At 48.8% G+C, this 18,826-nt stretch carries 7 protein-coding genes, 8 tRNA genes, 5 rRNA genes and 1 pseudogene; all 21 read left to right on the top strand.

Features of this window, described 5'->3' with window-relative positions; all coding sequences use genetic code 11:
• Nucleotides 1–389: 389 nt before the first annotated feature.
• A 23S ribosomal RNA gene (locus NXM86_RS17690) occupies nucleotides 390–3,324 on the top strand.
• Between the two features lie 247 nt (nucleotides 3,325–3,571).
• Nucleotides 3,572–3,688 (top strand): 5S ribosomal RNA (rrf, locus tag NXM86_RS17685).
• Between the two features lie 10 nt (nucleotides 3,689–3,698).
• Nucleotides 3,699–3,774: transfer RNA gene (locus tag NXM86_RS17680), tRNA-Val, on the top strand.
• Between the two features lie 41 nt (nucleotides 3,775–3,815).
• A tRNA-Lys gene (locus tag NXM86_RS17675) sits at nucleotides 3,816–3,888 on the top strand.
• Between the two features lie 10 nt (nucleotides 3,889–3,898).
• Nucleotides 3,899–3,983, top strand: a tRNA-Leu gene (locus tag NXM86_RS17670).
• 23 nt (nucleotides 3,984–4,006) lie between these two features.
• A tRNA-Gly gene (locus NXM86_RS17665) sits at nucleotides 4,007–4,081 on the top strand.
• Nucleotides 4,082–4,087: 6 nt separating this feature from the next.
• Nucleotides 4,088–4,173 (top strand) — tRNA-Leu (locus NXM86_RS17660).
• A gap of 3 nt (nucleotides 4,174–4,176) precedes the next feature.
• Nucleotides 4,177–4,253, top strand: a tRNA-Arg gene (locus NXM86_RS17655).
• A gap of 3 nt (nucleotides 4,254–4,256) precedes the next feature.
• A tRNA-Pro gene (locus tag NXM86_RS17650) sits at nucleotides 4,257–4,330 on the top strand.
• A gap of 12 nt (nucleotides 4,331–4,342) precedes the next feature.
• A tRNA-Ala gene (locus tag NXM86_RS17645) sits at nucleotides 4,343–4,415 on the top strand.
• Between the two features lie 119 nt (nucleotides 4,416–4,534).
• Nucleotides 4,535–6,090 (top strand): 16S ribosomal RNA (locus tag NXM86_RS17640).
• 668 nt (nucleotides 6,091–6,758) lie between these two features.
• Nucleotides 6,759–9,693: ribosomal RNA gene (locus NXM86_RS17635) — 23S ribosomal RNA — on the top strand.
• Nucleotides 9,694–9,979: 286 nt separating this feature from the next.
• A 5S ribosomal RNA gene (gene rrf / locus NXM86_RS17630) occupies nucleotides 9,980–10,096 on the top strand.
• Together the 16S, 23S and 5S rRNA genes with 8 tRNA genes alongside form the textbook arrangement of a ribosomal RNA operon.
• A gap of 226 nt (nucleotides 10,097–10,322) precedes the next feature.
• Nucleotides 10,323–10,784 carry a CtsR family transcriptional regulator gene (locus NXM86_RS17625; RefSeq protein ID WP_012748854.1) on the top strand — a complete coding sequence of 154 codons (462 nt, stop codon included), beginning with the start codon at nucleotides 10,323–10,325 and terminating at the stop codon, nucleotides 10,782–10,784.
• Between the two features lie 13 nt (nucleotides 10,785–10,797).
• Nucleotides 10,798–11,346: a protein-arginine kinase activator protein McsA gene (gene mcsA / locus NXM86_RS17620; RefSeq protein ID WP_498958388.1), complete on the top strand. Its 549-nt coding sequence runs from the start codon at nucleotides 10,798–10,800 to the stop codon at nucleotides 11,344–11,346.
• Between the two features lie 4 nt (nucleotides 11,347–11,350).
• On the top strand, nucleotides 11,351–12,439 hold the full coding sequence (gene mcsB, locus NXM86_RS17615; protein WP_012748856.1) for a protein-arginine kinase McsB: 1,089 nt from the start codon (nucleotides 11,351–11,353) through the stop codon (nucleotides 12,437–12,439).
• Nucleotides 12,439–14,873, top strand: a pseudogene (gene clpC / locus NXM86_RS17610) (ATP-dependent protease ATP-binding subunit ClpC). The gene mcsB and the pseudogene clpC overlap by 1 nt, the downstream one beginning before the upstream one ends.
• An 86-nt stretch (nucleotides 14,874–14,959) precedes the next feature.
• Nucleotides 14,960–16,333 (top strand): DNA repair protein RadA, encoded by a 1,374-nt coding sequence (gene radA, locus NXM86_RS17605; RefSeq protein ID WP_498958387.1) that lies wholly within the window; start codon nucleotides 14,960–14,962, stop codon nucleotides 16,331–16,333.
• Nucleotides 16,334–16,444: 111 nt separating this feature from the next.
• Nucleotides 16,445–17,539, top strand: coding sequence for a PIN/TRAM domain-containing protein (locus NXM86_RS17600; protein ID WP_081189181.1), 1,095 nt, complete (start codon nucleotides 16,445–16,447; stop codon nucleotides 17,537–17,539).
• A gap of 23 nt (nucleotides 17,540–17,562) precedes the next feature.
• On the top strand, nucleotides 17,563–18,249 hold the full coding sequence (gene ispD / locus NXM86_RS17595; RefSeq protein WP_012748860.1) for a 2-C-methyl-D-erythritol 4-phosphate cytidylyltransferase: 687 nt from the start codon (nucleotides 17,563–17,565) through the stop codon (nucleotides 18,247–18,249).
• Between the two features lie 16 nt (nucleotides 18,250–18,265).
• A complete protein-coding gene (gene ispF / locus NXM86_RS17590) occupies nucleotides 18,266–18,742 on the top strand; it encodes a 2-C-methyl-D-erythritol 2,4-cyclodiphosphate synthase (RefSeq protein ID WP_089096709.1) in 477 nt (158 codons plus the stop codon).
• Nucleotides 18,743–18,826: the final 84 nt, after the last annotated feature.

Raw genomic sequence — 18,826 nt, 5'->3', positions numbered from 1 at the left:
GCAAGGCAGCAGAGAAGTTGATTCAAGGCAGTAGCCTTGTTCAGTTTTGAGGGAGCATTCTACTCCTTCAAGTGCTTTGTGTCTGCGTCTGCTAGTAAATTCGAGGAAGCAGGATTCCTCGACACAAGGCTGCAAGGAAGCATACTCAAGTAGTCGCCTTGCGCCTGCGTCTATGAGCGGATGCAGGAAATAAGTTGGTTCCTTGAAAACTAGATAACCGAGAAGAAAAGCGGAGGCGCCGCGATTAGCCCCGATAGGCGCTGGAGGGCCTGCGAGGAGGCTATTGCCGCCATGGCAGGACCGAAGCGACCGTGAGGGGCTAGGCGCCGAAGCTAGACAAAGGAAGAAGCCGAGAAGCGAAGGCGGCAAGCATGAAGCTGTTTTCGCATGGTTAAGTTAGAAAGGGCGCACGGTGGATGCCTTGGCACTAGGAGCCGATGAAGGACGGGGCAAACGCCGAAACGCTTCGGGGAGCTGTAAGCAAGCGTTGATCCGGAGATGTCCGAATGGGGAAACCCACTGTCCGTAATGGGGCAGTATCCATACCTGAATCCATAGGGTATGGAGGGCACACCCGGGGAACTGAAACATCTAAGTACCCGGAGGAGAAGAAAGCAACCGCGATTCCCTGAGTAGCGGCGAGCGAAACGGGAACAGCCCAAACCAAGAGGCTTGCCTCTTGGGGTTGTAGGACCACTCACATGGGAGTTACAAAGGAACGGGGTAGACGAAGCGGTCTGGAAAGGCCCGCCAGAGAAGGTGACAGCCCTGTAGTCGAAACTTCGTTCCCTCCCGAGTGGATCCTGAGTACGGCGGGACACGGGGAATCCCGTCGGAAGCAGGGAGGACCATCTCCCAAGGCTAAATACTCCCTAGTGACCGATAGTGAACCAGTACCGTGAGGGAAAGGTGAAAAGCACCCCGGAAGGGGAGTGAAAGAGAACCTGAAACCGTGTGCCTACAAGTAGTCAGAGCCCGTTTATGGGTGATGGCGTGCCTTTTGTAGAATGAACCGGCGAGTTACGATGACGTGCGAGGTTAAGTCGAAGAGACGGAGCCGCAGCGAAAGCGAGTCTGAATAGGGCGTTAAGTACGTCGTCGTAGACCCGAAACCAGGTGATCTACCCATGTCCAGGGTGAAGGTAGGGTAACACCTACTGGAGGCCCGAACCCACGTACGTTGAAAAGTGCGGGGATGAGGTGTGGGTAGGGGTGAAATGCCAATCGAACCTGGAGATAGCTGGTTCTCCCCGAAATAGCTTTAGGGCTAGCCTCAAGGGAAGAGTCTTGGAGGTAGAGCACTGATTGAGCTAGGGGCCCTCATCGGGTTACCGAACTCAGTCAAACTCCGAATGCCAACGACTTATCCTTGGGAGTCAGACTACGAGTGATAAGATCCGTGGTCGAGAGGGAAACAGCCCAGACCACCAGCTAAGGTCCCAAAGTGCACGTTAAGTGGAAAAGGATGTGGAGTTGCCCAGACAACCAGGATGTTGGCTTAGAAGCAGCCATCATTTAAAGAGTGCGTAATAGCTCACTGGTCGAGTGACTCTGCGCCGAAAATGTACCGGGGGCTAAACGTGCCACCGAAGCTGTGGGATGACCGTTGGTCATCGGTAGGGGAGCGTTCTAAGCGCGCCGAAGCGGGACCGGAAGGACTCGTGGAGCGCTTAGAAGTGAGAATGCCGGTGTGAGTAGCGAAAACAGAGGTGAGAATCCTCTGCACCGAAAGCCTAAGGTTTCCTGAGGAAGGTTCGTCCGCTCAGGGTTAGTCGGGACCTAAGCCGAGGCCGAAAGGCGTAGGTGATGGGCAACAGGTTGAGATTCCTGTACCACCTCCTCACCGTTTGAGCAATGGGGGGACGCAGGAAGGTAGGGCGAGCAGGCTGCTGGAATAGCCTGTCCAAGCGGTTAGGCTGCCAGATAGGCAAATCCGTCTGGCGCAAAGGCTGAGCCGTGATGGCGAAGGGACCATCGGTCCCGAAGTCCCCGATCCTACACTGCCAAGAAAAGCCTCTAGCGAGGTGAGAGGTGCCCGTACCGCAAACCGACACAGGTAGGCGAGGAGAGAATCCTAAGGTGCGCGGGAGAACTCTCGTTAAGGAACTCGGCAAAATGACCCCGTAACTTCGGGAGAAGGGGTGCTCTCTTGGGTGATGAGCCCGAGAGAGCCGCAGTGAAAAGGCCCAAGCGACTGTTTACCAAAAACACAGGTCTCTGCGAAGCCGAAAGGCGAAGTATAGGGGCTGACACCTGCCCGGTGCTGGAAGGTTAAGGGGAGCGCTTAAGCCGCAAGGCTGAAGGTGCGAACCGAAGCCCAGTAAACGGCGGCCGTAACTATAACGGTCCTAAGGTAGCGAAATTCCTTGTCGGGTAAGTTCCGACCCGCACGAAAGGTGTAACGACTTGGGCACTGTCTCAACGAGAGACCCGGTGAAATCATACTACCTGTGAAGATGCAGGTTACCCGCGACAGGACGGAAAGACCCCGTGGAGCTTTACTGCAGCCTGATATGGAATTTTGGTATCGCTTGTACAGGATAGGTGGGAGCCTGAGAAGCCGGAGCGCCAGCTTCGGTGGAGGCGCCGGTGGGATACCACCCTGGCGGTATTGAAATTCTAACCCGCACCCCTTATCGGGGTGGGAGACAGTGTCAGGTGGGCAGTTTGACTGGGGCGGTCGCCTCCCAAAAGGTAACGGAGGCGCCCAAAGGTTCCCTCAGAATGGTTGGAAATCATTCGTAGAGTGCAAAGGCACAAGGGAGCTTGACTGCGAGACGGACAGGTCGAGCAGGGACGAAAGTCGGGCTTAGTGATCCGGTGGTTCCGTATGGAAGGGCCATCGCTCAACGGATAAAAGCTACCCCGGGGATAACAGGCTGATCTCCCCCAAGAGTCCACATCGACGGGGAGGTTTGGCACCTCGATGTCGGCTCATCGCATCCTGGGGCTGTAGTCGGTCCCAAGGGTTGGGCTGTTCGCCCATTAAAGCGGTACGCGAGCTGGGTTCAGAACGTCGTGAGACAGTTCGGTCCCTATCCGTCGCGGGCGCAGGAAATTTGAGAGGAGCTGTCCTTAGTACGAGAGGACCGGGATGGACGCACCGCTGGTGTACCAGTTGTCCCGCCAGGGGCACCGCTGGGTAGCTATGTGCGGAAGGGATAAGCGCTGAAAGCATCTAAGCGTGAAGCCCCCCTCAAGATGAGATTTCCCATCGCGTCAAGCGAGTAAGATCCCTCGAAGATGACGAGGTCGATAGGTCCGAGGTGGAAGCGTGGCGACACGTGGAGCTGACGGATACTAATCGATCGAGGACTTAACCAAGCGGAAAAGTGGAGGCGAGCGCTTAGCGCCAAAAGAAAAATGTTCTTCGCCCGTAGAGGTGCTTGCACCTCAAGGGAGAAGGTTATTTGGCGCAAGAGAGCTAGGCACCGGAGCTAGACAACGGAAAAGCATAGGCCGCCTATGCAAGACGGCTTCTTCCAAACGGACGGTTATCTAGTTTTGAGGGAATGAAATTTCCCTTGACAATGTCAATGATTGAACTATAATGGAACTTGTCCATTACTTGCCTAGTGACAATAGCGGAGAGGAAACACCCGTTCCCATCCCGAACACGGAAGTTAAGCTCTCCAGCGCCGATGGTAGTTGGGGCCAGCGCCCCTGCAAGAGTAGGTCGTTGCTAGGCAGTTTATTATGGAGGATTAGCTCAGCTGGGAGAGCACTTGCCTTACAAGCAAGGGGTCGGCGGTTCGATCCCGTCATCCTCCACCATTACTTATTACAAATAGAATCAGTTGCTTTTCTCGAATGATGAGCCATTAGCTCAGTAGGTAGAGCATCTGACTTTTAATCAGAGGGTCGGAGGTTCGAATCCTCCATGGCTCACTCTTTGACCGCGGGTGTGGCGGAATTGGCAGACGCGCTAGATTCAGGGTCTAGTGCCCTTTACGGGCGTGGGGGTTCAAGTCCCTTCACCCGCACTCTATAACTCTATATTGAAGATGCGGAAGTAGTTCAGTGGTAGAACACCACCTTGCCAAGGTGGGGGTCGCGGGTTCGAGTCCCGTCTTCCGCTCCATTAATCGCCGGGGTGGCGGAATTGGCAGACGCACAGGACTTAAAATCCTGGGGTAGGTAACTACCGTGCCGGTTCGAGTCCGGCCCTCGGCATATGCGCTCGTAGCTCAATTGGATAGAGCATCTGACTACGGATCAGAAGGTTAGGGGTTCGAATCCTCTCGAGCGCGCCATTACGGGAAGTAGCTCAGCTTGGTAGAGCACATGGTTTGGGACCATGGGGTCGCAGGTTCGAATCCTGTCTTCCCGATTTAGAAAATATGGGGCCTTAGCTCAGCTGGGAGAGCGCCTGCTTTGCACGCAGGAGGTCATCGGTTCGATCCCGATAGGCTCCACTTATTCAAAAATTTAATGTTCTTTGAAAACTGAACAAAACGAAGCGTCCACAACGAAAAGCGAAGGCGACTTGACACCTTCGGTGTCAGTGACGAATTAAATAAGCCAATCAACTTTCTTTTTGGAGAGTTTGATCCTGGCTCAGGACGAACGCTGGCGGCGTGCCTAATACATGCAAGTCGAGCGGACCGAGCGGGAGCTTGCTTCTGTTCGGTTAGCGGCGGACGGGTGAGTAACACGTGGGTAACCTGCCCGTAAGACCGGGATAACTCCGGGAAACCGGGGCTAATACCGGATAACACCGAAGACCGCATGGTCTTTGGTTGAAAGGTGGCTTTTGCTACCACTTACGGATGGGCCCGCGGCGCATTAGCTAGTTGGTGAGGTAACGGCTCACCAAGGCGACGATGCGTAGCCGGCCTGAGAGGGTGACCGGCCACACTGGGACTGAGACACGGCCCAGACTCCTACGGGAGGCAGCAGTAGGGAATCTTCCGCAATGGACGAAAGTCTGACGGAGCGACGCCGCGTGAGCGAAGAAGGTCTTCGGATCGTAAAGCTCTGTTGTTAGGGAAGAAGAAGTACCGTTCGAATAGGGCGGTACGGTGACGGTACCTAACGAGAAAGCCCCGGCTAACTACGTGCCAGCAGCCGCGGTAATACGTAGGGGGCGAGCGTTGTCCGGAATTATTGGGCGTAAAGCGCGCGCAGGCGGTCCCTTAAGTCTGATGTGAAAGCCCACGGCTCAACCGTGGAGGGTCATTGGAAACTGGGGGACTTGAGTGCAGAAGAGGAGAGCGGAATTCCACGTGTAGCGGTGAAATGCGTAGAGATGTGGAGGAACACCAGTGGCGAAGGCGGCTCTCTGGTCTGTAACTGACGCTGAGGCGCGAAAGCGTGGGGAGCAAACAGGATTAGATACCCTGGTAGTCCACGCCGTAAACGATGAGTGCTAAGTGTTAGAGGGGTTTTCCCTTTAGTGCTGTAGCTAACGCGTTAAGCACTCCGCCTGGGGAGTACGGCCGCAAGGCTGAAACTCAAAGGAATTGACGGGGGCCCGCACAAGCGGTGGAGCATGTGGTTTAATTCGAAGCAACGCGAAGAACCTTACCAGGTCTTGACATCCCCTGACAACCCTGGAGACAGGGCGTTCCCCCTTCGGGGGGGACAGGGTGACAGGTGGTGCATGGTTGTCGTCAGCTCGTGTCGTGAGATGTTGGGTTAAGTCCCGCAACGAGCGCAACCCTCGCCCCTAGTTGCCAGCATTCAGTTGGGCACTCTAGGGGACTGCCGGCTAAAAGTCGGAGGAAGGTGGGGATGACGTCAAATCATCATGCCCCTTATGACCTGGGCTACACACGTGCTACAATGGGCGGTACAAAGGGCTGCGAACCCGCGAGGGGGAGCGAATCCCAAAAAGCCGCTCTCAGTTCGGATTGCAGGCTGCAACTCGCCTGCATGAAGCCGGAATCGCTAGTAATCGCGGATCAGCATGCCGCGGTGAATACGTTCCCGGGCCTTGTACACACCGCCCGTCACACCACGAGAGCTTGCAACACCCGAAGTCGGTGAGGTAACCCGTAAGGGAGCCAGCCGCCGAAGGTGGGGCAAGTGATTGGGGTGAAGTCGTAACAAGGTAGCCGTACCGGAAGGTGCGGCTGGATCACCTCCTTTCTAAGGATGATACGAAAAGCGAAGGCGACTGGTTAGCCCCGACAGGCGCTGGAGGGCTCGCGAGGAGGCTGTTGCCGCCGCAGCGAGACCGAAGCGGCCCGAGGGGCTAGGAGCCGAAGCTAGACAGTACGAAAAGCGGAAGCGCCGCGATCAGCTCTCGAAGCCAAATGTTCTTCACCCGCAGAAGTGCTTGCACTTCGAGGGGGAAGGTTATTTGGCACAAGAGAGCTAGGCGCTGGAGCTAGACAGTACGAAAAGCGGAAGCGGCTGCCCTTATGGGCTAGTCGGAAGTGGACGCTTCGGGTTTGTTCAGTTTTGAGGGAACATGTTTATGTTCTCTTCAATCAATCCGTTTTGCGCCTGCGTCTACCAGCGGATTCAAGGAAGCTGGATTCCTCGGCGCAAGGCTGCAAGGAAGCATACTCAAGTAGTCGCCTTGCGCCTGCGTCTATGAGCGGATGCAGGAAATAAGTTGGTTCCTTGAAAACTAGATAACCGAGAAAAAAAGCGGAGGCGCCGCGATTAGCTCTCGAAGTCAAATGTTCTTCACCCACAGAAGTGCTTGCACTTCGAGGGGGAAGGTTATTTGACAAGAGAGCTAGGCGCCGAAGCTAGACAAAGGAAGAAGCCGAGAAGCGAAGGCGGCTAGCGTGAAGCTGTTTTCGCATGGTTAAGTTAGAAAGGGCGCACGGTGGATGCCTTGGCACTAGGAGCCGATGAAGGACGGGGCAAACGCCGAAACGCTTCGGGGAGCTGTAAGCAAGCGTTGATCCGGAGATGTCCGAATGGGGAAACCCACTGCCCGTAATGGAGCAGTATCCATACCTGAATCCATAGGGTATGGAGGGCACACCCGGGGAACTGAAACATCTAAGTACCCGGAGGAGAAGAAAGCAACCGCGATTCCCTGAGTAGCGGCGAGCGAAACGGGAACAGCCCAAACCAAGAGGCTTGCCTCTTGGGGTTGTAGGACCACTCACATGGGAGTTACAAAGGAACGGGGTAGACGAAGCGGTCTGGAAAGGCCCGCCAGAGAAGGTGACAGCCCTGTAGTCGAAACTTCGTTCCCTCCCGAGTGGATCCTGAGTACGGCGGGACACGGGGAATCCCGTCGGAAGCAGGGAGGACCATCTCCCAAGGCTAAATACTCCCTAGTGACCGATAGTGAACCAGTACCGTGAGGGAAAGGTGAAAAGCACCCCGGAAGGGGAGTGAAAGAGAACCTGAAACCGTGTGCCTACAAGTAGTCAGAGCCCGTTTATGGGTGATGGCGTGCCTTTTGTAGAATGAACCGGCGAGTTACGATGACGTGCGAGGTTAAGTCGAAGAGACGGAGCCGCAGCGAAAGCGAGTCTGAATAGGGCGTTAAGTACGTCGTCGTAGACCCGAAACCAGGTGATCTACCCATGTCCAGGGTGAAGGTAGGGTAACACCTACTGGAGGCCCGAACCCACGTACGTTGAAAAGTGCGGGGATGAGGTGTGGGTAGGGGTGAAATGCCAATCGAACCTGGAGATAGCTGGTTCTCCCCGAAATAGCTTTAGGGCTAGCCTCAAGGGAAGAGTCTTGGAGGTAGAGCACTGATTGAGCTAGGGGCCCTCATCGGGTTACCGAACTCAGTCAAACTCCGAATGCCAACGACTTATCCTTGGGAGTCAGACTACGAGTGATAAGATCCGTGGTCGAGAGGGAAACAGCCCAGACCACCAGCTAAGGTCCCAAAGTGCACGTTAAGTGGAAAAGGATGTGGAGTTGCCCAGACAACCAGGATGTTGGCTTAGAAGCAGCCATCATTTAAAGAGTGCGTAATAGCTCACTGGTCGAGTGACTCTGCGCCGAAAATGTACCGGGGCTAAACGTGCCACCGAAGCTGTGGGATGACCGCCCGTCATCGGTAGGGGAGCGTTCTAAGCGCGCCGAAGCGGGACCGGAAGGACTCGTGGAGCGCTTAGAAGTGAGAATGCCGGTGTGAGTAGCGAAAACAGAGGTGAGAATCCTCTGCACCGAAAGCCTAAGGTTTCCTGAGGAAGGTTCGTCCGCTCAGGGTTAGTCGGGACCTAAGCCGAGGCCGAAAGGCGTAGGTGATGGGCAACAGGTTGAGATTCCTGTACCACCTCCTCACCGTTTGAGCAATGGGGGGACGCAGGAAGGTAGGGCGAGCAGGCTGCTGGAATAGCCTGTCCAAGCGGTTAGGCTGCCAGATAGGCAAATCCGTCTGGCGCAAAGGCTGAGCCGTGATGGCGAAGGGACCATCGGTCCCGAAGTCCCCGATCCTACACTGCCAAGAAAAGCCTCTAGCGAGGTGAGAGGTGCCCGTACCGCAAACCGACACAGGTAGGCGAGGAGAGAATCCTAAGGTGCGCGGGAGAACTCTCGTTAAGGAACTCGGCAAAATGACCCCGTAACTTCGGGAGAAGGGGTGCTCTCTTGGGTGATGAGCCCGAGAGAGCCGCAGTGAAAAGGCCCAAGCGACTGTTTACCAAAAACACAGGTCTCTGCGAAGCCGAAAGGCGAAGTATAGGGGCTGACACCTGCCCGGTGCTGGAAGGTTAAGGGGAGCGCTTAAGCCGCAAGGCTGAAGGTGCGAACCGAAGCCCCAGTAAACGGCGGCCGTAACTATAACGGTCCTAAGGTAGCGAAATTCCTTGTCGGGTAAGTTCCGACCCGCACGAAAGGTGTAACGACTTGGGCACTGTCTCAACGAGAGACCCGGTGAAATCATACTACCTGTGAAGATGCAGGTTACCCGCGACAGGACGGAAAGACCCCGTGGAGCTTTACTGCAGCCTGATATGGAATTTTGGTATCGCTTGTACAGGATAGGTGGGAGCCTGAGAAGCCGGAGCGCCAGCTTCGGTGGAGGCGCCGGTGGGATACCACCCTGGCGGTATTGAAATTCTAACCCGCACCCCTTATCGGGGTGGGAGACAGTGTCAGGTGGGCAGTTTGACTGGGGCGGTCGCCTCCCAAAAGGTAACGGAGGCGCCCAAAGGTTCCCTCAGAATGGTTGGAAATCATTCGTAGAGTGCAAAGGCACAAGGGAGCTTGACTGCGAGACGGACAGGTCGAGCAGGGACGAAAGTCGGGCTTAGTGATCCGGTGGTTCCGTATGGAAGGGCCATCGCTCAACGGATAAAAGCTACCCCGGGGATAACAGGCTGATCTCCCCCAAGAGTCCACATCGACGGGGAGGTTTGGCACCTCGATGTCGGCTCATCGCATCCTGGGGCTGTAGTCGGTCCCAAGGGTTGGGCTGTTCGCCCATTAAAGCGGTACGCGAGCTGGGTTCAGAACGTCGTGAGACAGTTCGGTCCCTATCCGTCGCGGGCGCAGGAAATTTGAGAGGAGCTGTCCTTAGTACGAGAGGACCGGGATGGACGCACCGCTGGTGTACCAGTTGTCCCGCCAGGGGCACCGCTGGGTAGCTATGTGCGGAAGGGATAAGCGCTGAAAGCATCTAAGCGTGAAGCCCCCCTCAAGATGAGATTTCCCATCGCGTCAAGCGAGTAAGATCCCTCGAAGATGACGAGGTCGATAGGTCCGAGGTGGAAGCGTGGCGACACGTGGAGCTGACGGATACTAATCGATCGAGGACTTAACCAAGCGGAAAAGCGGAGGCGAGCGCTTAGCGCCAAAAGGAAAATGTTCTTCGCCCGTAGAGGTGCTTGCACCTCAAGGGAGAAGGTTATTTGGCGCAAGAGAGCTAGGCACCGGAGCTAGACAAAGCGAAAAGCGGAGGACGCTAGGAGCTAGACAATGGAAAAGCGTAGGCCGCCTACGCAAGACGGCTTCTTCCAAACGGACGGTTATCTAGTTTTGAGGGAACGAAATCCCTCTTGACAAACGTGATGATTGGAATATAATAATAAATGTCCAATTGAGATAATTGCCTAGTGACAATAGCGGAGAGGAAACACCCGTTCCCATCCCGAACACGGAAGTTAAGCTCTCCAGCGCCGATGGTAGTTGGGGCCAGCGCCCCTGCAAGAGTAGGTCGTTGCTAGGCAATGTAAAAAGAAGCATGCCTTAATGAAAGGCATGCTTCTTTTTTTCTATATTTGCTTACCCTTTCCTTTTATTACCTAAAATCATGTTTCATTTTCGAAAAAAAAAGGAAATCATATGACTAGCCATTTTTGTGAGTGACCCTTGCATTTTTTTATAATAAACTATATAGTAGAAGTAAGGTCAAATATAGTCAAAGTCAACTTGGTTTGTAAGGAGGAGGTAGAGTGCCAAACATTTCTGATATTATTGAGCAATATTTAAAACAGGTATTAAATATGAGCGGTAAAGACATTGTGGAAATCAAAAGAAGTGAAATTGCTGATAAATTTCAATGTGTTCCCTCACAAATTAATTATGTTATTAATACAAGATTTACGCTAGAGCGAGGATATATTGTTGAGAGTAAGCGCGGTGGCGGTGGTTACATCCGCATTATGAAAGTGAAAACAAAAAGTGAAGCACAGTTAATTGATCAACTGTTAGAATTAATCCAGCATCGGATTAGTCAATCAAATGCGGAAGATATTATTGATCGTCTTGTCGAGGAAAAAGTAATTACCGAACGAGAAGCAAAGATTATGCTAAGCGTAATGGACCGTTCTGTATTATACATCGATTTGCCCCAACGTGATGAATTGAGAGCACGCATGCTAAGAGCGATGTTGATATCGCTAAAATATAAGTAGGGAGGGGATAAAGTTGATATGTCAGGAATGCAATCAAAGACCGGCAACAGTGCATTTTACGAAAATTATAAACGGCGAAAAAACCGAATTTCATCTTTGCGAACAATGCGCTCAAGAGAATAGTGATATGTTTATGTTTTACGGAAATGATGACTTTTCCTTTAATAATTTATTAGCTGGCCTGCTTAATTTTTCATCTCCAATGAAAGAAATGACGTCAAGCCCGTTCCAAAGCACCGATATTTTACAATGCGAGAAGTGTACAATGACTTATCATCAGTTTACAAAAACAGGCCGTTTCGGCTGTTCAAACTGTTACCGCACATTTGCTAGATATTTACCACCAATATTAAAAAGACTCCATAGCGGAAATACAACCCATGCTGGAAAAATACCGAAACGAAAAGGTGGAACACTCCATCTGCGCAAGCAAATTGCTATGTTAAAACAAAAACTGCAAGAACTTGTGGCGAGAGAAGAATTTGAAAAGGCGGCAGAGGTTCGTGATCAAATTCGCTCTCTTGAATATCAGTTGCATCAACATCGAGGGGGGGAGATGTAGTTATATGTCGTTTGAGAAGTTTTTTAATACGGCGGTCAGTTCTTGGATGAGTCAAGAGGGGCCTGATTCTGATATCGTGTTAAGCAGCCGTATCCGTTTAGCAAGAAACATTGTTGATTTTCAGTTTCCAACAGTATTTAACAATGAGGAAGCACAGCAAATTGTTTCATTGTTTGAGCAAACATTTGCTCATCGTTTTTACCCGTCTGTCGGTCGTTTTGAATTGTTAAAAATGTCAGAGCTTCAACCGATTGAAAAAAGGGTATTGGTAGAAAAGCATTTAATTAGCCCGCATTTGGCAGAAGATTCTCCTTTTGGGGCGTGCTTGCTTTCAGAAAATGAAGAAATAAGCATTATGATTAATGAAGAGGATCACATTCGTATTCAATGTTTATTTCCTGGTCTTCAATTAACAGAAGCGTTAAAAGTGGCTAATGAGCTTGATGATTGGATTGAGGAACATGTCAATTATGCGTTTGATGAAAAACTCGGATATTTAACAAGCTGTCCGACAAACGTTGGAACAGGGATGCGCGCTTCTGTTATGATGCATCTCCCGGCTCTCGTTTTAACACAGCAAATAAACCGCATTATTCCAGCAATCAACCAACTAGGATTAGTAGTACGCGGAACATATGGAGAAGGCAGTGAGGCGTTAGGTAACATTTTCCAAATTTCAAATCAAATTACATTAGGAAAGTCGGAAGAGGATATTGTGGAAGATTTGAAAAGCGTTGTTCAACAATTAATTGCCCAGGAAAGAATGGCGAGGGAGACATTAGTCAAAACTTTAAACATACAATTAGAAGACAGAGTATTCCGTTCTTATGGGATATTAGCAAATAGCCGTGTTATTGAATCTAAAGAAGCAGCGCAATGTTTGTCTGATGTACGTTTAGGAATTGACTTAGGATATATTAAAAATATTTCGCGCAATATTTTAAATGAGCTGATGATTTTAACTCAACCTGGATTTTTACAACAGTATGCAGGCGGCGTGCTAAGACCGGAAGAACGGGATGTTCGACGGGCGGCACTAATCCGCGAACGTCTAAAAATGGAAGAAAGAAAAGCGATGGAGGGTGATGAATAATGATGTTTGGAAGATTTACGGAGCGGGCGCAAAAAGTATTGGCGCTAGCTCAAGAGGAAGCAATACGCCTTGGCCATAATAACATTGGAACGGAACATATTTTATTAGGTTTAATTCGCGAGGGGAAGGAATTGCAGCAAAAGCATTAATGGCTTTAGGGCTTGGGCCAGAAAAAATTCAAAAAGAGGTAGAATCGTTAATCGGTCGCGGTCATGAAGTTTCCCATACGATCCATTATACGCCGCGTGCGAAAAAAGTAATTGAACTATCGATGGATGAAGCGAGAAAGCTTGGCCATTCCTATGTAGGAACAGAACATATTTTACTAGGTCTTATTCGTGAAGGTGAAGGAGTTGCGGCCCGCGTACTTAACAATTTGGGAGTAAGTCTTAATAAAGCGCGCCAACAAGTGTTGCAACTGCTTGGAAGCAATGAGTCTGTTTCCGGTCATTCAGGAGGCGGTGCTTCACACGTAAGTACACCAACATTAGACAGCTTAGCTCGCGATTTAACGGCGATTGCTCGTGAAGGAAGATTAGACCCTGTTATTGGCAGAAGCAAGGAAATTCAGCGCGTTATTGAAGTGTTAAGCCGTCGTACAAAAAATAACCCGGTGTTAATCGGAGAACCTGGGGTTGGGAAAACAGCCATTGCTGAAGGTCTTGCGCAACAAATCGTAAATAATGAGGTTCCAGAAACACTCCGCGATAAGCGAGTAATGACGTTAGATATGGGAACGGTAGTAGCTGGTACAAAATACCGCGGTGAATTTGAAGATCGTCTGAAAAAAGTGATGGATGAGATTCGTCAAGCAGGAAATATCATTCTCTTCATTGATGAGCTCCATACGCTTATTGGCGCAGGTGGTGCAGAAGGTGCGATTGACGCATCGAACATCTTGAAGCCAGCGCTTGCCCGTGGGGAGTTGCAATGCATTGGTGCGACTACATTGGATGAGTATCGGAAATATATTGAAAAAGACGCGGCATTAGAACGTCGTTTCCAACCAATTTACGTCGATGAACCGACGGTAGAAGAATCGATTCAAATTTTAAAAGGATTGCGCGATCGCTATGAAGCGCATCACCGTGTATCTATTTCGGATGAAGCAATCATTCAGGCAGTAAAATTATCTGACCGCTATATTACTGACCGTTTCCTTCCAGATAAAGCAATCGATTTAATCGATGAGGCTTGTTCGAAAGTTCGCCTTCGTTCGTTTACTGCTCCTCCACAATTAAAGGAGCTTGAGCAAAAACTTGAGGAAGTACGCAAAGAAAAAGATGCTGCTGTACAAAGCCAAGAATTTGAAAAAGCTGCTTCCTTGCGTGATATGGAACAACGTTTACGTGAAGAATTAGAAGAAACGAAACGCGCGTGGAAAGAAAAACAGGGGCAGGAAAACTCTGAAGTAACAGTGGAAGACATTGCGATGGTTGTATCAAGCTGGACAGGAATTCCGGTGTCAAAACTTGCACAAACAGAAACAGAACGATTATTGAAACTAGAAGAAATTTTACATTCCCGCGTCGTTGGTCAAGATGAAGCAGTAAAAGCAGTTGCCAAAGCAGTTCGGCGTGCGCGCGCTGGATTAAAAGATCCGAAACGCCCGATTGGCTCGTTCATTTTCCTCGGTCCAACTGGTGTTGGAAAAACAGAATTAGCAAGAGCGCTTGCAGAAGCGATGTTCGGTGATGAAGACGCACTTATTCGCATCGATATGTCGGAATATATGGAGAAGCACTCGACATCTCGTTTAATCGGTTCGCCTCCTGGCTATGTCGGATACGAGGAAGGCGGTCAACTAACGGAAAAAGTGCGCCGCAAACCGTATTCGGTCGTGTTGTTAGATGAGATGGAAAAAGCGCATCCGGACGTATTTAACATTTTGCTGCAAGTGTTGGAAGACGGGCGTTTAACTGATTCGAAAGGAAGAACGGTTGATTTCCGCAATACGATTATCATTATGACATCGAACGTCGGTGCGGATGCGTTAAAGCGGAATAAATACGTCGGCTTTAATATCCAAGATGAAGATCAGAAGTATAAAGACATGAAAGGAAAAGTCATGGACGAGTTAAAGAAAGCATTTCGTCCGGAGTTTTTAAACCGAATTGATGAAATTATTGTCTTCCATTCACTTGAAAAACAACATTTAAAAGAAATTGTAAAACTAATGGCAGAACAGCTTGTAAAACGCTTAAAAGAACAAGATATCGATTTAGAGTTAACGGATGCGGCCATTGAAAAAATTGTTTCCGAGGGATATGATCTAGAATACGGTGCTCGTCCATTGCGTCGCGCGTTGCAAAAACATGTAGAAGATCGTTTGTCGGAAGAGCTGTTAAAAGGAACGATTGGCAAAGGGCAAAAAGTCATTGTAGACGTAAAAGACGGAGAGTTCGTCGTTTTATCAGAGCAAGCGGTGATGTAATCGGCGTTTTCTTGATGGAAGGTATGCGGCGGCTCACTGCCCATACCTTTTTGTTTCAACGATGAAAAAGAAAGGGTTTTCTAGCGATGGGGAAAAAGAAAACAAAGTTTGTTTGTCAAGAATGCGGTTATGAATCAGCGAAATGGCTTGGAAGATGTCCAGGATGCAGTACATGGAATTCGATGGTCGAGGAAATTGAGCGGACAAAGCCAATGACAAGAGGAGTGTTTGTGCATTCCACGGATGATATCATCTCAAAACCAGTTCCAATTACTACCGTGACCACAACGCAAGAGCCGCGCATACAAACGAATATTTCTGAATTTAACCGCGTATTAGGTGGGGGAATTGTGAAAGGTTCGCTCGTTTTAATCGGTGGGGATCCAGGCATTGGAAAATCAACGCTTCTTTTGCAAGTTTCTGCGCAACTTGCTGCTATGCAACATAAAGTATTATATATATCCGGCGAAGAATCCGTAAAACAAACGAAATTGCGCGCTGACCGCCTTCACATTGCTTCCGACCAATTGTATGTATTAGCGGAGACAGATTTGGAATATATTGCAGAAGCAATCGAAAATGTTCGCCCCGCTTGTGTTGTGATTGATTCGATTCAAACGATTTACCGTGCAGATATTACGTCCGCACCAGGAAGTGTATCGCAAGTCCGTGAATGTACAGCGGAACTGATGAAAATTGCCAAAACAAAAGGAATTGCCATTTTTATTGTCGGCCATGTAACGAAAGAGGGAGCGATTGCCGGTCCAAGAATTTTAGAGCATATGGTGGATACGGTTCTTTATTTCGAAGGAGAACGTCACCATACGTATCGTATTTTACGGGCGGTGAAAAACCGTTTCGGCTCCACAAATGAAATTGGTATTTTTGAAATGAGAGATTCAGGACTTATCGAGGTCGAAAACCCTTCAGAAGTGTTTTTAGAAGAACGTTCCCGAGGGTCGGCAGGTTCAACCGTTGTCGCGGCAATGGAAGGAACTCGTCCTGTATTAGTCGAAATTCAAGCATTAGTATCTCCAACGAGTTTTGGCAACCCGCGGCGGATGGCAACGGGAATCGACCATAACCGTGTTTCTTTATTAATGGCCGTATTGGAAAAAAGGGTCGGCCTGCTTTTACAAAATCAGGACGCTTACTTGAAAGTGGCAGGGGGAGTAAAATTAGACGAGCCAGCGATTGATTTGGCGATTGCCGTAAGCATTGCCTCAAGTTTCCGCGATCAGCCAACCAACCCGTCCGATGTGATTATCGGCGAGGTCGGTTTAACTGGGGAAGTACGCCGTGTTTCCCGTATTGAACAACGGGTGCAAGAAGCAGTAAAATTAGGGTTTTCTCGCATCATTATTCCTAAAAACAATTTAGCAGGATGGAATCCGCCAAAACATATAACCGTGATCGGTGTGTCCCACGTTGCCGAGGCACTTGAACATACGTTGCAGTAAAATTTACAAGTACATGTCAAATATTTAAAAAATATTAAAAACTATGTTAAAGATTGGTTTCAAACATTGGAAACTGTTTATAATGTTAGATAGGGAGGTGAAAATAAAGAAATGGTAAAACGTATCGTTCAGTTGTTTTTTCTTGTTGTTGGAGGAACATTAGGTGTTGTTTTCTTGCCAAATTTGTTGCGCCTTATGAATATAAGCGACATTTCATTATTAAATAATTCATATACATTGGCGGTATTAGGAGCACTTATTTTCTTTATGATGACTTTTTGGCTAGTAGATTATATTGTAGATATGATTCGCTGGGTCGAGGAATCGCTCGTTAAAGTGCCTGTTGCTGATCTTTTATTTGGCAGTTTAGGGCTTATTTTCGGCCTTATTATTGCGTTTTTAGTCGTCATGCCGCTGCAATCGTTTCAGTTTCAAGTCGTCAATACGGTGCTGCCAATATTTTTGACGATCCTGCTTGGTTATTTAGGATTTCAAGTCGGATTTAAAAAACGGCATGAATTAATGAATTTATTTTCTCTTTCCAATCGAATGGCAAAGAAAAAGGGGACAGAAGAAGAGACCGGCTTATCAAAAGACAGTCCTGTAAAAATTTTAGACACAAGTGTAATTATTGATGGCCGAATTGCGGATATTTGCCAAACAGGTTTTTTAGAAGGAACGATTGTCATTCCTCGTTTTGTGCTTGAAGAATTGCAACATATTGCAGATTCATCTGATGTGTTAAAACGCAATCGTGGCCGACGTGGACTTGACATTTTAAACCGCATTCAAAAGGAATTGGACATTAAAGTGGAAATTTATGAAGGTGATTTTGACGATATTCAAGAGGTAGACAGTAAGCTGGTGAAGTTGGCAAAATTAACATCAGGTGTTGTCGTCACGAATGATTTCAATTTAAATAAAGTATGTGAGCTGCAAAATGTGCGTGTCCTTAATATTAATGATTTAGCGAATGCGGTGAAACCGGTTGTTCTCCCTGGGGAAGAATTAAACGTTCATGTGATCAAAGATGGCAAGGAGCACAATCAAGGTGTGGCGTACTTAGATGATGGAACAATGATTGTCGTGGAAGACGGAAAAGATTATATAGGCAAACGGGTTGACGTACTGGTGACAAGCGTGTTACAAACATCAGCAGGGAGAATGATTTTCGCGAAGCTAAAGCTATTGCAAAAAGCGTTATAAACGAATGAGTAGGGGAAACAGCGATGATGTATGAGGTAGTCATTCCTGCAGCCGGGCAAGGAAAGCGAATGAAGGCAGGAGTTAATAAACAATTGATTGAACTTCAAAACGAACCGCTAATTGTGCGCACATTAAAAGTGTTTGAAAACGATGAATGGTGCCGTGGTATTATTGTTGTGATTAATGAAGCGGAAAGAACACAGTTTGAACAATTATTTTCTCGTTTCCATATTAAAAAAATCACCGCGATCGTAAGCGGTGGAAAAGAGCGACAACATAGCGTGTACAATGGACTGAAAGCGGTGAAAAATGGGGATATTGTGCTTATTCATGATGGTGCGCGTCCGTTCGTTACTATAGAGCACATTCATGAATTAGTAAAAGAAGCGAAGGAACACGGTGCGGCAATTCCGGCTGTGCGCGTTAAAGACACTATCAAAAAGGCGCGCGATCAGTTTGTTGAGGAAACGGTGGAACGCTCTAGCTTGTGGGCTGTACAAACTCCACAAGCTTTTCATGTTTCTCTCGTTTTAAGGGCACATGAGCAGGCACAAAAAGATGGTTATATTGGCACAGATGATGCAAGTCTTGTAGAGCGAATTGGCGGGAAAGTAAAAATTGTCGAAGGCGATTACCGCAATATTAAATTAACGACACCGGATGATTTATTATTTGCTGAAGCGATTTTATCAAGTTGGGTAATTTCATAACGAGAGGGGTAACTACATGTTTCGCATTGGTCAAGGATTTGATGTTCATCAGCTTGTCGAGGGCCGTCCCCTCATCATTGGAGGCGTTCGCATTCCATACGAAAAAGGGTTGCTCGGCCATTCCGACGCCGATGTATTGTTGCATGCGGTCGCAGATGCATGTTTAGGAGCAATTGGTGCAGGTGATATTGGCAAGCATTTTCCAGATACCGATGACTGCTATAAGGACGCTGATTCTGCGCTATTATTAAAACAAGTATGGGAATTAGTCAAGCAGCAAGGATACGAACTTGCTAATCTCGATTGCACGATTATCGCACAAAAGCCAAAGATGGCGCCACATATCGAGCAAATGAAAGAAAACATTGCGAATTTGTTAGAAGGAGAACTGTCACAAGTCAATGTCAAAGCAACAACGACGGAAAAGTTAGGTTTTACTGGCCGAGAAGAAGGAATTGCTGCTCAAGCGGTCGTATTATTGCAAAAAAAATAAAATAAACATCATATTGCTTACTTGTATAGCCTCAAACAATCCATTTTGAACTTTGCTCATATAAAATGTACAATAGTGGTACAA

The sequence above is a fragment of the Geobacillus sp. CX412 genome (genome assembly GCF_027942335.1).
GTDB lineage: Bacteria > Bacillota > Bacilli > Bacillales > Anoxybacillaceae > Parageobacillus_B > Parageobacillus_B toebii.
This window is presented reverse-complemented; position numbering and strand designations above follow the sequence as displayed.

Bases quoted from the DNA above. Each gene is read 5' to 3' on its own strand.
- mcsB (WP_012748856.1), top strand. From the start codon at position 11,351: ATGTCGTTTGAGAAGTTTTTTAATACGGCGGTCAGTTCTTGGATGAGT.
- radA (WP_498958387.1), top strand. From the start codon at position 14,960: ATGGGGAAAAAGAAAACAAAGTTTGTTTGTCAAGAATGCGGTTATGAA.
- NXM86_RS17600 (WP_081189181.1), top strand. From the start codon at position 16,445: ATGGTAAAACGTATCGTTCAGTTGTTTTTTCTTGTTGTTGGAGGAACA.
- ispF (WP_089096709.1), top strand. From the start codon at position 18,266: ATGTTTCGCATTGGTCAAGGATTTGATGTTCATCAGCTTGTCGAGGGC.
- ispD (WP_012748860.1), top strand. From the start codon at position 17,563: ATGATGTATGAGGTAGTCATTCCTGCAGCCGGGCAAGGAAAGCGAATG.